Source organism: Sorangium sp. So ce375 (genome assembly GCF_051473855.1).
Classification (GTDB): Bacteria; Myxococcota_A; Polyangia; order Polyangiales; family Polyangiaceae; genus Sorangium.
On sequence record NZ_CP150335.1, the window covers coordinates 12,568,325 to 12,582,479 of the forward strand.

Consider the following 14,155-nt stretch of genomic DNA (forward strand, 5'->3'; position numbering starts at 1 on the left):
CCAAGGCGGCTTTTCTACTGAATCGGGGTGACTTCCCGCAGCAGCGCTGGGCAACCGAGATCAAGACGAGACGCGCGGCGTCCTCGCTCCCGCCGGCATTGACGCGGCGAGCGCGCGCCGCGAGCATCGTGCGATCCACCCATGCGTCGACCTTCCCTCTCCTTGTGTCTCGTGGCCGTGGCGGCCCTGGCGTACAGCGGCCCCGGCTGCGGTGAGGACCGCCTCTGCGCTCCGGGCGCGCTCTCGGCGTGCTTTCTCCCCGACGGCGCGCTCGGCGCGCAGCAGTGCAACGAAGACGGCACCGCGTTCGGCGCGTGCAGCAGCGCGCCAGGGGGGCTCGGGAGCGGGTGCGGCCACCTGAGCGAGGCCTGCTGTCCGTCGCTCCCGGCCGAGCTCGGGGCGAGCTGCGAGGCGGTGGCGGCGCAGGCGGACGGCGCCGCGTGCGACGATTATGCCGACAGCGCCAGCGCGGCGGGGTTCTGCGGCGGCGCCGCCGCGCCGGGGGGCGTGCCCTATGGCCCGAGCTGCGCCGGGCTGTTGAACGACTGCTGCGCGTCGTTGCCCGCGAGGCTCGCGTCCACCTGTCGCGCCACCGGATTCCGCGGCAACGAAGAGGTCTGCCTCGGCTTCCTAGAGCGGGACGCCAAGGCGAGCGGCTTCTGCGACGGCGCCGATCACGCGGCCGAGAGCTGCAGCTACCTCGCCGAGCAGTGCTGCCCCTCGCTGCCCGGAGGGCCGCGCGAGCGCTGCGAGGGCCTCGCCGCCGAGGCGGACACGGACCTCTGCCTGGACTACCTGAGCGGCGCCTCGGACGCGGGCCGGTGCCCCACGCTCGGCGGCGATGAGCCGCTCTCCGCGGCCGCCTGCGACGCGCTGCTCGATACCTGCTGCGGGACGCTCGAGCCGACGCTCGCCTACGAGTGCGATCTGAGCGCGCTCTCCGGGAGCCGGGCGCGCTGCGAGGCGTTCGAGGGCGCCGCCCGCGCCGCCGGCCTGTGCCTCGACGACGGCGGCGGCGGCGCGGGCGGCGGCTGCGGCGACACGTCGAGCGACGTGGACAACTGCGGCTTCTGCGGCAACGTCTGCGGCGACCAGCACGCCGTTCCTTCCTGCGCGGCCGGGCTCTGCTCGCTCGCCTGCGACCTCGGCCACGGGGACTGCGATCGCGACGCCGAGAACGGCTGCGAGATCGATTTCGAGAGCGACGCCCGCAACTGCGGCAGGTGCGGCAACGCCTGCAGCGACAGGGACGCCTCGGCCGCCTGCGAGGACGGCGCGTGCGTGCTCGTGTGCGACGCGGGCTTCGCCGATTGCGACGGCGCGCCGTCGACGGGCTGCGAGGTCGAGCTCGGCTCCGACCCGTTCCACTGCGGCGCGTGCGGCAACGACTGCGCCGGCGGCGCCTGCGAGGACGGGACGTGCGGCCCCGGCGCGCAGGAGCTCGCCTCGGGCCTCGCGGTCCCCTCCGCGCTCGCTGTCGACGCCGGCGCCGTCTATGTCGTCGGCTTCCGGCCCGCCGGGGGCATCGCCGTCCGCGTCGACAAGGCGTCCGGCGCCACGACCTGCCTCGCCACCGCCGCGCCGCCGGACGACTCGGCCTGCGGGAGCGGGCGCTTCGAGGGCATCGCCCTCACGGGCGAGGGCGCGTTCGTCACCGGCTCTGCCGGCGTGATCCGGTTCCCGCCGTCCGGCGCCGCCGCCACGGTCGTCACCGCGAGCGTCCCGGACCCGTGGGCCCTCGTCAGCGACGGCGCCGCGGTCTGGTTCACGTCGCTCTCCCAGGGCGGCCTGTACCGCACCGACGCGCTCTTCGCTGGACAGCTCGCCGCCGAGATCTCCGGCGCCACCGGCGAGCTGGGCGGCGCGCTCGCCGCCGACGCCGATCACCTCTACTGGACCTGGGCGGACGGCACCCTCATGAAGCTGCGCAAGGACGGCACCGAGCAGCGTCAGATCGCGTCCGCGCAGGATTTCGAGCGCACCAACCTGACGCCGCAGTACCTCGCCACGGACGCCACCCACCTCTTCTGGAGCACGCCGAACGGCTATCTCTTCCGGCTCGGCAAGGACGGCTCCGGGCTCGTGGCGCTCGCCGACGGACAGCCCGGTCCTGCGGGGATCGCGGTGGATCCCGAAGACGGCGGGGACCTCTACTGGGTCAACCGCCTCGGCTCGGTGCGCACGGTGCCCAAGGCGGGCGGCGCCGTGAGCACGCTCGCCGTGGGGCAATTCGGCGCGATCGCGATCGCCGTGGACGAGGCGTTCGTCTACTGGGCGACCCAGGCGGGCGAGCTGCGGAGGATCGCCAAGTGAGCCTCTCTCATCGACCCGGGCGTCGCTCGCTGGTGCAGCTGTGCGGCGCGGCCGCCGTCCTGCTCGGGAGCGGAGGGCTGCTCGGCGCAGGCTGCAGCCAGGATCCGCCGGTGAGCTCCGTCGCGCCGCCGCCGCTCGGGCCGCAGGCCGACACCGACGCCTGCGAGTGCGCCTCGGGCTTCTATTACAACAACCAGCCGATCCCGCTCGCGGAGACGCGCTGCGATGCCTTCGTGTGCGGGCGCGATCTGATCTCCTATCAGTGCATGGACGGCGACGACGACCCCGACACCTGGCAAAGCTATCCGCAGAACCGGTGCGGCGATCTCGCGTGTCCGGCCGAGGGGACGTTCTGCGGCGAGGACGTGGTGAACGGAGAGCCGGCCGCGCTCTACCAGTGTCCGGGCGCGGGGCAGATCCCGCTCGAATGGCGCATCTGCCCGGGCGGCTGCGAGGCCGGCGCCTGCACGGGCAAGGCGAACTTCGAGTGCCCATGCGCCGTCCTGCCCGCCCATCTCGGCGACCCCGGCCCGATCACCTGCGGGACGACGCTCTGTGTCCCGACGGGCGCCGGCAGCTCCGGCGCCAGACAGGTGTGCACGGCCGAGGGGTGGCGCAGCCTCGGGTTCTCGTGCAATCAGAAGCAAGGCGACTGCCCGGCGTGCCGCGGCGTGCAGGACAGCTTCGGCCGCGAGGTGACGACCACGGCCTGCGGCGAGGAGGTGTGCGGCCTCGGCATCGGGAACCAGAGCCGCTGGGTGTGCGGGGAGGAAGGCTGGCTCGACCTCAACATCCCTTGCGAACCCGGCGCCTCGAGGGGAGAGCCTGGCTCCGAGCTCGGCCGATGTCCGGTGGAGTTCCGCGACAACGACGGCCAGTGGAAGGGCGTCGAGCCGGGCCAGACCTTCTGCGGAGATCAGGTGTTCGGCGGCCGCGCCAACAAGGATCTCGCGGTCAACCTGGGCGAGCTGGACCTCCGCATCCGGGGCAGAGCGGATCAGCTCTACTCCTGCCCGGGCCCCGGCGCGCGCCCCGTGCCTTACCGCAGCTGCGGCGCGCTGGAGGGCAGCGGCGCGTGCATGCGCGTGCGGGAAATCCCGCCCGTGCGCTACCACGAGGTGATCGGCTTCGCCAACGCCGCGAGCGCGCCGAAGATCCGCGACTGGGACCGCTGCGACCAGTCGTGCCCGCCGTGGGGGAAAGACCTCAATTACTTCCGTCTCCCAACGGCGAACGGCTACGATTGCCGGCACCTCTTTTGCGGCCAGCACGAGATCACCGGCCGCGTCGGGACCCTGTATCACTGCGCCTACGAGCCCGGCACCTGGGGGAATTCGTGCCCGCCCTCGGAGCTGAACACGGCGGCGGTCACGGGGCGCCCAGTCCCGTTCGAGGAGTGCCCAAGCGGCTGCGGGCTCATCGGTCTCAGGTTGAACAATGATCTGTGCGACGGGAACTCGGAGCAGCAGCCGTTCGGCATGCCCGATCCCACGCCCGCTCCGAGCATCACGTCGGAATGCGATCCGATCCTCGACTACCAGGGGAACCCGGTGCCCGTGCGATCGCTCCGCCTGGGCTCGCAGATCTGCGGTCCTGGCGGGCAGGTGCTCGCGTGCGACGAGCGCCGGCTGAGCCGCCCTGACGGCTGGCGCGCCACGGGGACCTACTGCGGGACCTCCTGCGGCCTCTGCAGCCCCGGCCCGTACGGCGAGCAGACCCCCGTCTGCGAGTACTTCGCCGAGGCGGAGGGCCTCACGTGCGATGACGCGAGCTTCCGGCAGAGCTGGGATCCGTGCTTGAACGGCAACGAGAACGTCACGGAGAACGAGCCGGCGTACTGCGGGCACAACCTCGGCGGTCGCGTCCCTCGCGTCTCGGGCGACCCCAACATGCTGTATGTCTGCAAGGCCTACTGCAAACGCATCGAGGGCGGGAGGACCGTCGAGGTGCCGTGCGAAGGCAACGAGGCCGACGGTCGGTCCCCCGCGCGCCCATGGGGGCGCACCTACCGCTTCGATCGCTCGGTCTATTGCCCCTTCGGCTGCCAGAAGAACGATCCGGAGAGCGACGCATGCAAGCGGCCCGGGGGCGGGAAGCGGGAGCTTCCCATCGCTGACAGCCGGCTCGTCCGGGGGCTCGGCTTCGTGCCCGTGAAGTTCTACAGCGGTCGCCACCTCGGCGAGGATCTCGTCAGGATCTCGGGCTCCACGGCGGGCGCAGAGGTGCACCCGATAGCCGACGGCAAGCTCCTCTGGTGGGGCTCCAACGCCTCACAGTACATGGGCGTGGCGCTGGTCGAGCACCCGCCCAAGGGCGAAAAGGGACAGCGCTACTGCTCCTTCTATGGCCACCTCGACCGCGACGGGCTGGGGTACGGCCTTCAGAAGGGACAGGAGGTGACGACCGACGACGTCCTCGGGAGGGTGGTGCTCTGGAACGATATTCCTCGCCAGCACAACATCGATTTCCCTGACGACCCGTGGACGGAATGCCCCACGTCCTCGAACGATTTCACCTGCGACGAGGGATCGGGGGACAACACGCACCTGCACTACACGGTGCTCTCCGACGACGAGTGCCGGCACTTCGAGAGCTTCGGGAGCGCGCCGTACGGTTACGACAGGTGCAAGAAGTCCGCTGTGGGCGCCGTGGCCCTCACCGCGATGGAGGGGGCGGCGGAGGGGGAGGAATGCACGATCGCGATGTCGAAGGCGACGACGGAGGGATACATCGCGCCGAGCTGGTTCCTGGAGCAGCCGCCGCAGTGAGCGAGCAGAAAAAGCGGACGACAACGAGCGGTCGCCGGGAACCGTCGAGACCGCCACCGTCATGACGGCGGCGGCCTCGACTCCTTCCCGCGCGCGTCCTCGGGCCTCGCTCCGCTTTCGGGTCCCCGCTGGTACGCCCCCGGGGTTCCGCCGGTCACGCGCCGGAAGGCGCGCGTGAACGAGATGGCCGAGTCGTAGCCGACGCGATGGGCAACCTCGGCGATGGGGATGCCCTCCCGCAGGAGCCCGCGCGCGCGGTCCATCCGGATCCGCGTCAGATACTCGAGCGGCGTCTGGCCCACCGTGCTCCGGAACCTCTCCGCGAAAGCGGAGCGAGACATCCGCGCGCTGCGCGCGAGGTCTTCGATCGTCCAGCCGCGCGCGAGGTCCTCGTGCATGTCGCCGAGCGGGCGCGCGAGCTGCGTGTCCGCGATCCCCGCGAGGACGCCCCTCCTGGGCCCCTCGCCGGTCTGGAGGTAGGCCCGGACCGCCGAGATGAAGAGCGCCTCGGCCAGGCGGCGGACGATCGGGATCGATCCGATCTCCGACGAGCAGACCTCGAGGCGCAGCAGCTCGATGAGCGACTGGAGGCCGTGGCTCCGGTTCTGATCGACGCGCAGGTGGATGAAGCGCGGGAGCGCGACGAGGAGAGGCTCGCCCTCCGTCGGATCCACGTGGAAGGCCACGCTCACCAGCGTGGAGCGCGCGCCTCCGCCTCCGTAGCGGATCAGATAGCCGTCCCGGCGATCCTCGAGATCGGCGCAGTCCACGGTCGCGGAGCCCAGCGAGTCGGACAGCGCGTAGGGGTCGCCGTCCAGAACGAGGAAGAGATCGTGTGCGCCGAGCAGCCGTGGCTCGGGGAGCGCGCGCGTGCGCAGCCAGCACGATCCCGCGACGACGAGCACGAACTTGATGGGGCCGCGGTGCGCGACGCGGTGTCCCCACGGCGCCGACGCCTCGAAGCGCGTGCACAGGGCGCTCTCGACGTGCAGCGAATCAAAAAGGCGGCTGAGCGCGTCCATCGCCTCGCTCCTCCGGCGCCTATCGGCGCCCAATCTGGACGATCGGTTTATTCTTCTGGTATCTAAGGCATAGAAAGTCTACTCACCTGGACGTACGGTGCAACAGCGAACGGGCGGCGAACACGGGCCGCCGTCCCGCCGAAGGGCGGCGAGCAGCGCTCGCGTGCCGCCGACGACCGAAGAGAGCCCGTAGAGAAAAACGAACATGCGGACGATTTCCATGCGGCGAGTCGCGTCCATCGCGGCCTCACTCCTGCTGCTCGGCGGTGCGCTCACCCTCCCCGCCGCGTGCGCCGCCACGGCCCCGCCGAGCAGCAGCGCTCCAGAGAGCCCGGCGGCTCCGGAGCAGCCCGCCGCGACGCCGGCGGCACCGGCGCCGTCTCCGGCGGCGAGCGCGCCGATCCCGCCTGGCGGCGAGAGGCGTCAGGCGGGCTTCTATCGCACGCGCGTGGGCGCCATCGACATGGCCGTGCTCTCCGACGGCACGTTCGGCCTGGATCTCTCGAATGGCCTCGTCCTCAACGCCAAGCCGGGTGAGGTCGACAAGCTCCTCGCGCAATCCTTCCAGAGGTCGCCGATCGACGCGTCCTTCAACAGCTTCCTGTTCCAGATGAACGGCAGGACGATCCTCGTCGACACCGGGTGCGCGGAGCTCATGGGCCCCACGACCGGGAAGCTCCCCGGGGCGCTCTCTGCGGTGGGCGTGAGCCCCGAGAGCGTGACCGACGTCTTCCTCACGCACGCTCACCCGGATCACGTCGGCGGGCTCGTCATCGGCGGGAAGAGGGCCTTCCCGAACGCCACCGTCCACCTGAACCAGAAGGATCTCGACTACTGGATGGACAAGGCGAACGCCGCGAAGTCCTCGGGGATGCAAGCCCAGTTCTTCGCCGCGGCGCAAGCCACGTTGCAGCCGTACCTCGACGCCGGGCGGGTGAAGCCGTTCACCGGGGGGGCCGAGATCTTCCCGGGGTTCCGCGCGGAGCCGGCGTACGGCCACACGCCGGGACACACGCTGTACGCTCTCGAGAGCGGCGGCCAGAAGCTGGTCCTCTGGGGCGACCTTGTGCACATCATGGCCGTTCAGTTCGACGACCCGTCGGTGGCGGTGGCCTTCGACGTGAACGCGCCGATGGCCGTCGAGACGCGCAAGAAGGCGCTCGCCGACGCGGCCGACAAGGGCTACCTCGTCGCGCACAGCCACGCTCCGTTCCCCGGGCTGGGCCACGTCCGGAGAGACGGAGAGTCCTACCGCTGGGTGCCCGCCCCCTACGTCGACGACGCGAAGAGGAAGTAGCGCGACGCCGCGAGGATGCACGCGGAGGTACGGAGGCGGGTCACGGGCGGAGGAGAGGGCCGGGGCTTGTTCCGTGACAGGCCCCGGCCGATTCATCGGCGTCCCACACGAGATGCATCAATGCACGGGCAGCATCGCGGCCACGCCCCGGTCCTTCACGAGCACGACAAGGAACTTCGCGGGCTTCGTGGTGCTCGCGTTCCGGCCGACGGTGTGAATGTCGCTGGGCCCCTCGTAGAAGGTCTGGCCAGGGGTGAGCGTCACCTCCTTGCCGCCTTTCACGCCCATCACGATCGAGCCCTCGAGGACGTAGATGAAGCCGTGGGCGTTGTGACGGTGCACCGGATCGGCGCCGCCGGGGGGGTACTCGACGGTGAGCATCAGCACCTCCTTGCCGGGGATGTTCGCGAGCTCCTTCGTCAGGATCGGCGTGACCACCGGCTCGGGCGCGGCGACCGCGGGGCGGGCGAGCAGGCCCACCGCGACGGCCGCCACGGCCACGGCGCCGTTCACGAAGCTCGAAGTGCGAGAGGCGAAACGGAGATTGTGGAGCATGGGATCCTCGTGGTGAATCAGGGAGACTCGTCACGAACGTGCCGTCGACGAGCAGTGGAACGGTAATGCCCGGATCGATCGCGAGATACTCGGGTGATTTGACGCTTTTGAGGTCGGGTGTCGTGACCTCGTAGTCGGCGCCGCCCCGCTCGAGGACGATGAGAGCGGCGAGTGAGAACGCGCCGCGCATGTGAGCGAGCAGGTTGAGCGCGCCGTGGAAGCACGCCGCGAAGGGCTGCTCTCGGAGCCGAGGGGGCCGGGCCGTGCGCCGGGGCGCCCTATGCCAGGAGATGGAACCGCAAGAACCCCAGGATGCTCCTGATCGTCTCTCGCGAAGCCTCGCTGTCGTCGAGCAGATCGAACGCGTGCGGCGCCGCGGCGTGGTTCACGAGCGTCACCGGCAGGTTGCGGGCCAGCGCTCCGGCCAGGAAGGCGTCGATCGTCTCGTTCAGGTGAGGCACCTGGTCTTGCCCTGCACGGGCGATGAACAGCGGCAGATCCCGCGGGAGGTCATCGATGGATCGCCCCGCGCACGGGTTGACGAACCGGAGCTGCGCCGCCGCCTCCGCGACGCGGGTGGACGCCCCGAGATCGAGCATGAAGCCGTAGCAGAGGGCGGCGCACGCCAGCGAGCCGCTCGCTTCCCGCATCAGCGCCGACAGGGCCATCGGGACGTTGCCGGAGCAGGCCCACAGGCCGATCCGGCGCTCGTCGATCCCGAGCGACGCGGCGTTCTGCCGGAGGTGCTCGAGCAGCGCATGGAGATCGGACGGCTCCCGGTTCGTGTAATTGATGCCCACGAGCCCGGAAGCGGCCACCAGCCGTCCCCACGACGTCGACTGGCCTATCTCCTTGCGTTTGCAGCCGAACACCGACTCGAACCCCGGATCCGCATATCCGGACACGAAGACGACGGCAGGCGCCCGCGTCGCGGCCACCGAGGTTGGTGGCGCGTAGAGGTCGAAGGTCAGGGCGCCGGCATGGGGCCCCTGGTACTCGATGTCCCTGCGGAGGATCACGGCATCCATGCCTGGGATCTCGAGGACCGCCGGCTTCTTCATCACCCTGTCGCGCTCGGATTCCTGGCTCATCTGTGCTTCTCCTTTGCTGTGTTGCCGATCCGCGCCGCTCGAGACTGGGATCCTCGGACGCAAGCGTTCACGGCCCGCGTGGCTCGCGCGACGAGGCGCACGCTGCCGAGAGATGTGGAGCCCCCAACGGCGACGAGAAGGAGTTGACCGCCAATGCGCCAGGACGCCAAGGAGAGAAATCTCGTTTGGGGTTCTCCTGGCGTTCTTGGCGTCTTGGCGGTTTTCTTACGTAGACGCTGTATCAGGCGCGGTCGAGCAGCGCTCTGGACAGCTCGTCGATCGCCCCGAGCAGCGCGTCGTTCTGCGCCGGCGTGCCCACCGTGATCCGCAGTTTGTCGTGGAGGCGCGGCGCGTCCCAGTAGCGCACGAAGATGGCGCGGTCGTACAGCGCCCGGTACATCGCCTGCGCCGACAGCCCTCCTCCCGGCGGCGTCGCCAGGACGAAGTTGCTCTGGCTCGGCGCCACCGTGAACCCCTTCTGCCGGAGCGCCTCCGTCAGCCGGGCGCGCTCCGCGATCACCTTCTCCCAGCTCTTCCTCGCCTCGTCGCGCGCGGACAGCGCCGCGATCGCCGCGGCCTGCGAGAGGATATCGGTGTTGTAGCTGTCGCGCGCCTTGTCGAGCGTCTCGATGAGCCGCGGGTGCCCGAGCCCGTACCCGAACCTGAGCCCCGCGAGCGAGTACCCTTTGCTCAGGGTCCGCAGCAGCAGCACGTTGTCGAGCCCCCGCGCCGGGTCGAGCAGCGGCGTCGCGTCGAGCTCCGCGAAGTCGACGTACGCCTCGTCGATGAGGAGCACGCCGCGGAACGCCCGCGCGATGCGCTCGATCTTGTCGAGCGGCTCGTGCCGCCCCGAGGGGGCGTGCGGGTTGACGAGCAGCGCGAGCCGGCAGCCGTGCTCGTTCAGGCGCTCCGCGAAATCCTCCGGGACCGACCAGTCTTCGTCGAGGGGGACCTGGGTGACCGTCGTGCCGTGGATCTCCGCGAGCACGTCGTAGAGCGAGTAGGTGGGGTACGTCTCGCCGATGCCGCGGCCGCCGGGCTCGCAGAACACCGTCACGGCCATGCGCAGCAGCTCGTCGCCGCCGTTCGTGGCGATCACCTGCTCGGGCGACAGGCCGTGGAGCCGCGCCGCGGTCTCGCGGAACTGCTGCGCCCGGGGCGGCGGGTACCGGCGAAGCTGATCGGCGGAGACGCCCCGGATCGCCTCGACCACGGCGGCCGGCGGCGGGTACGGGTTCTCGTTCGTGTTGAGCTTGACCACGTCGGCCCGCTGCGGCTGCTCACCGGGCGTGTAGGGCGTGAGGCGGTGGATGTTGTCGCGTTCGTACAGCATGGGATGGCCGTCTCTCGCCCACTGCTCCGCCGGAGACAAGCGCCTCGTCGTCGGCAGGAGGCGCGGCGCGCGGCGCTCGAACCGCCGCTGTCCGGGGACGTCGGCCAGCGGCGACGGACGGCGTTGCCCGGGCGCTCGTCGCCCCGGCCGCGCGCCCGCGGCGGGTGCGCGGGTCGCGCGGATCGGACTAAGATGCGCCGCATGACGACGACGCCCGAGCCTGAAATCTTCCTGGTCCTCTCCTGCCTCGGCCCTGACCGGACGGGCATCGTCGCGGAGGTGACCCACTACCTGACCGAGCGCGGCGCCAACGTGGAGGACAGCCGGATGGCGGTGCTCGGGGGCGAGTTCGGCATCCTCCTGCTCGCGTCGGGGCCCCCCGGCGCGATCGAGGCGGTCGAGCGCGACACGGAGGCGCTCACCCGGGCGACGGGGCTCACGGTGCAGAGCCGCAGGACCAAGAGCCCCGAGTCCCACCGGCGCGCGGCGACCATCCCTTGTGTCATCTCCGTCGACGCGCTCGACCACGAGGGCATCGTCCGCGCCGTGTCGCGCGCGCTCCACGTCGTCGGCGTCAACATCGTCTCGCTCGAGACCTCGGCGTACGAGGCGCCCGTCACCGGCTCGCAGCTCTTCCGGATGGAGGCCCGCGTCGACGTCCCGTCCGGGGTGACGCTCACCCAGCTCCGCAAGGCGATGGATGCGGTCGCGGAGTCCGAGAACCTCGACATCGACGTCCGCTCGCTCATCAAGGGCTGACCGCGCCGCGCGAGAACCGGTATCCTCACGGGCCATGCCCTTCAGCAATCTGAGCTCACCCCGCAAGGTGCACGGCCTGGACGCGGAGATCCGAGGCGCCGCCGTCCTCGCGAGCCCCGGGCTCGTCGCGATGGTCTCGACCGATCCGGTGCGCCTCGGCGTCTGCCCGGTCGGCGGCTCCGGCGCGAAGACGACGAACCTGTCGCTGTCCTCGGCGCACGACGTGGCGCTCCTCTCGAAGGACGTCGCCGTGGTGCGGAGCGACGACGCGGTGTGGGCGCTGCTCGGCATCACGCACGGCCCGAAGGTCGATCAGGTCGGCAGGGATGCGCGGCAGCTCGCGACGCGGCCGTCGGGCGAGACGGCGCTCGCGCTCGGCTGGGACGGCAGCGCGACGGAGCTCAAGCTCGAAAAGACCGAGGTGAACGGCCGCACGTTCGCGGTGCGCGGCGCCGCGCGGGCGTTCGATCTGACCGAGACCGAGGCGCACGTGGTGATGGACGGCGCGGGGGAGGGCGGCGAGCTCCGCGTCCACCCCGGCGCGACGCCCGAGCCGGGCCCGACGCTCCGCGCCTCGCTGCCGCGCGCGGCCCAGAACCTCGATCGCGTGCGCGGCGGCCCGAAGCTGACGGCAGTGTACAAGCGCGGCGCGAGCGCGGTCTGCGCGGTCGTGAGGTCGTCGGGCAAGCTCGCCGCCAAGATGCTCGCGTTCGCGGATCCCGTCGCCGACGTCGCCGTCCTCGAGTCGAGCCTCTTCGCCGCCTTCGCGGACGGCCGCGTCGCGCTGTTCGACGGCGCCGCCATCGAGGCCGCGTCCGGCGCGCCGCTCGCGCCGACGGCGAGCGTCACGCTCGGCGCCCGCGGCGAGCCGGCCGTGCTCGCGGTCGCCGGCAAGGGGTCGCCGAGCCTGTGGGTGGGGACGAGCGCCGGGGAGATCTGGAGCCTGGCGATCGTCCGCAAGCAGGGCGGCTGAGGGGCAGCGCCTCAGGGTGCTATGATTCACCGATGCTCTCGCTGAAAGCCACCGTCCGGAACGGCCACCTCGTGCTCGATGAGCCCACCGAATTACCGGAGGGGGCCGTCGTGGATCTGGTCGCGGTCGGGGGAGACGCGCTCGACGAGCTCGACGACGAGGAGCGCGGGGCCCTCCACGCGGCGCTCGCTGAGGCCATTGCGCAGGACGACGCAGGAGACACGGTCGACGCAGACGAGGTGCTCGCTCGCCTCCGTGCTCGCGCGTCGTGACGGCGGTTCGCTTCGCTCGTCGGGCGTTGCACGAGCTCGATCGCATCGAGGCCTGGTGCCATGCGAATCGGTCTGCGCTGTGGCCTCTGTTCATTGCCGAGCTCGCGCAAGCCGTTCGCCTCCTCCGGACCGCTCCTGAGCTCGGGCACGAGTACCAGGCAGCCAGGACCCACGGCGTTCGACGGTTGCTTCTCGAAAGAACGCAGTTTTACGCGTATTACCGGTATCATCCGACGAAGGCGCTCGTCGTCATCCTGTCCGTCTGGAGCACGCGCCGACGAAGGCCACCGTCGCTTCGTTGATTCGTTGGCGTTCGGGCCCCCGCGAGGACACGCGCGAGTCGGGCCCGAGACGCGGCATGGGAGGGCTCGTTCGGCCGCGCAGCGGCGACCGCGACCGAAGCGTCGAGAACGATCTTCATCGTCGCCCCGCGAGCAAATCTTCCACCGCGCTCTCCTGCTGTGCCGTCGCGCCGAGCGCCGCGAACAGCCTCTCGATCTCTTCGTTGGATAGGCGAGGCGTCGAAGGGACGGCCACATCGAGCGGTACGATCGCGGCAACGGGCTTGCCATGCCGCAGGATCAACGTGCGCGTGTTGTGGTGCTCCGCTTCATCCACCAGGGCGGAAAGGTGAGCTTTGGCTTCCGCGAGCGACGCCTTGCGCATATGACCATTGTGACCAGAGCACTTGCTCGATCAACTGCGGCTTCAAGCGGCGCCCGAGCGAGGGCGGAGGGGACGCCGCCTGTGCAACGTGGCCCCAGGAAGTCCGGCGACGTGCGCTTTCCTCGCGCCGCCGCGCCGCGGCTCACGCCGCGCGCGCCGCGATCCGCCCCTCGACCAGCGCGTCCGGATCGATCTCGTCGAGCGTCGTCACGACCCGATCCGCTCCCGCTGCTACCAGCAGCGCCTCGTCGGCGAGCCGCGCCACGCCGAGCGCGGTCATGCCGGCCGCCTTCGCGGCCTGCACCCCGGAGGGGGCGTCCTCGATGACGAGGCAGCGCGCCGGCGGGACGCCGAGCGCGCGCGCGGCGGCCAGGAACAGGTCCGGCGCCGGCTTTCCGCGCGCCACCGCGGCGCCGCAGAGGTCGGCGTCGAACAGATCGAGCAGCGTCGCGCCCGGCGCGATGGCCGCGCGGCGGGGGCCCTGCTGCTCGGCCGCGGCGTCGATGTGGATCCTGCGGAGGAGGTCGCTCGCGTTCCTGGACGACGACGCCGCCGCCATGGGCACGCCGCGCTCCTTCAGCGCCAGGATCAGCCGCACCGCGTCAGGGAACACGACGAACTCCCCCGCTGCGATCTTCCGGAGCAGCACCTCCTGCTTGCGCTCGGCGTAGACCCCGGCGCGCGCGGCCGCGTCGCGCACCTCGAAGTAGTCGAGCGCCGCGCGCGCGCCGCTCTCGCGCGCCTTGCCGGCGACCTCGCTCTGGTAGACGGCCGTCGTGAACCGCTCCGCCGCGTAGCGCGTCTCGGGCGCGATCGCGCGCCACTCGGTCGTCATCAGGACCTCCAGCGCCTCCCGCCAGGCGCGCTCGTGCGGCGAGTCGACCACCACCCCATCCACGTCGAAGAGCACCCCCCGGAACGAACGCATGCCGCCGACATGGCGCCGGCGCGCCGGATCGGGAGCCCCGAGGCGCCCCGGCGACGCGGCGCGCGGTGCGTTGCAGACGTGTCCGCCCGTGTCGCTGGCTCGCGCCCTCCTTCGGCTCCTTCCGGCGGCGCGGGCGGCGCGTCAGCGGCCGACCACGGCGCACGGCCGCGCCCGCCTG

Annotated in this window: 13 protein-coding genes; 7 read left to right on the top strand and 6 right to left on the bottom strand. The window is 71.3% G+C overall.

The window, feature by feature from the left end; translation table 11 throughout:
- Window positions 1–141 precede the first annotated feature (141 nt).
- Together WME90_RS46695 and WME90_RS46700 are read left to right on the top strand one after the other, a co-directional pair.
- Entirely contained in the window at window positions 142–2,313 is a 2,172-nt protein-coding gene (locus WME90_RS46695; RefSeq protein ID WP_437278582.1) for a hypothetical protein, read from the top strand.
- A complete protein-coding gene (locus tag WME90_RS46700; protein ID WP_437278583.1) occupies window positions 2,310–5,081 on the top strand; it encodes a M23 family metallopeptidase in 2,772 nt (923 codons plus the stop codon). Before WME90_RS46695 ends, WME90_RS46700 begins: the two co-directional genes overlap by 4 nt.
- A gap of 59 nt (window positions 5,082–5,140) precedes the next feature.
- Here the strand turns inward: WME90_RS46700 and WME90_RS46705 are convergent, their stop codons facing one another.
- On the bottom strand, window positions 5,141–6,103 hold the full coding sequence (locus tag WME90_RS46705) for an AraC family transcriptional regulator (protein ID WP_437278584.1): 963 nt from the start codon (window positions 6,101–6,103) through the stop codon (window positions 5,141–5,143).
- A gap of 220 nt (window positions 6,104–6,323) precedes the next feature.
- Here WME90_RS46705 and WME90_RS46710 point away from each other — a divergent pair, with 220 nt between their 5' ends.
- A complete protein-coding gene (locus tag WME90_RS46710; protein WP_437278585.1) occupies window positions 6,324–7,400 on the top strand; it encodes an MBL fold metallo-hydrolase in 1,077 nt (358 codons plus the stop codon).
- Window positions 7,401–7,517: 117 nt separating this feature from the next.
- On the opposite strand, the gene WME90_RS46715 is transcribed toward WME90_RS46710, so the two are convergent.
- The 3 genes from WME90_RS46715 to hisC form a co-directional block, all read right to left on the bottom strand.
- On the bottom strand, window positions 7,518–7,955 hold the full coding sequence (locus WME90_RS46715) for a cupin domain-containing protein (protein ID WP_437278586.1): 438 nt from the start codon (window positions 7,953–7,955) through the stop codon (window positions 7,518–7,520).
- Window positions 7,956–8,233: 278 nt separating this feature from the next.
- Complete coding sequence (locus WME90_RS46720) at window positions 8,234–9,046, bottom strand: alpha/beta hydrolase (protein WP_437278587.1); 813 nt, start codon at window positions 9,044–9,046, stop codon at window positions 8,234–8,236.
- 241 nt (window positions 9,047–9,287) lie between these two features.
- The gene (hisC, locus tag WME90_RS46725) at window positions 9,288–10,379 is read right to left on the bottom strand and encodes a histidinol-phosphate transaminase (protein ID WP_437278588.1); all 1,092 of its coding nucleotides are present in this window, start codon (window positions 10,377–10,379) and stop codon (window positions 9,288–9,290) included.
- Window positions 10,380–10,580: 201 nt separating this feature from the next.
- Here hisC and WME90_RS46730 point away from each other — a divergent pair, with 201 nt between their 5' ends.
- The 4 genes from WME90_RS46730 to WME90_RS46745 are packed head-to-tail and all read left to right on the top strand — an operon-like array spanning window position 10,581 to window position 12,685.
- Window positions 10,581–11,138, top strand: coding sequence for a glycine cleavage system protein R (locus tag WME90_RS46730; RefSeq protein ID WP_437278589.1), 558 nt, complete (start codon window positions 10,581–10,583; stop codon window positions 11,136–11,138).
- A gap of 34 nt (window positions 11,139–11,172) precedes the next feature.
- Window positions 11,173–12,111, top strand: coding sequence for a hypothetical protein (locus WME90_RS46735; RefSeq protein WP_437278590.1), 939 nt, complete (start codon window positions 11,173–11,175; stop codon window positions 12,109–12,111).
- A gap of 32 nt (window positions 12,112–12,143) precedes the next feature.
- Window positions 12,144–12,383: a hypothetical protein gene (locus WME90_RS46740; RefSeq protein WP_437278591.1), complete on the top strand. Its 240-nt coding sequence runs from the start codon at window positions 12,144–12,146 to the stop codon at window positions 12,381–12,383.
- Entirely contained in the window at window positions 12,380–12,685 is a 306-nt protein-coding gene (locus WME90_RS46745) for a type II toxin-antitoxin system RelE/ParE family toxin (protein WP_437278592.1), read from the top strand. The genes WME90_RS46740 and WME90_RS46745 overlap by 4 nt, the downstream gene beginning before the upstream one ends.
- A 115-nt stretch (window positions 12,686–12,800) precedes the next feature.
- Here WME90_RS46745 and WME90_RS46750 read toward each other — a convergent pair whose 3' ends face one another.
- Entirely contained in the window at window positions 12,801–13,049 is a 249-nt protein-coding gene (locus WME90_RS46750; RefSeq protein ID WP_437278593.1) for a type II toxin-antitoxin system Phd/YefM family antitoxin, read from the bottom strand.
- 142 nt (window positions 13,050–13,191) lie between these two features.
- A complete protein-coding gene (locus tag WME90_RS46755; RefSeq protein WP_437278594.1) occupies window positions 13,192–13,977 on the bottom strand; it encodes an HAD family hydrolase in 786 nt (261 codons plus the stop codon).
- Window positions 13,978–14,155 lie beyond the last annotated feature (178 nt).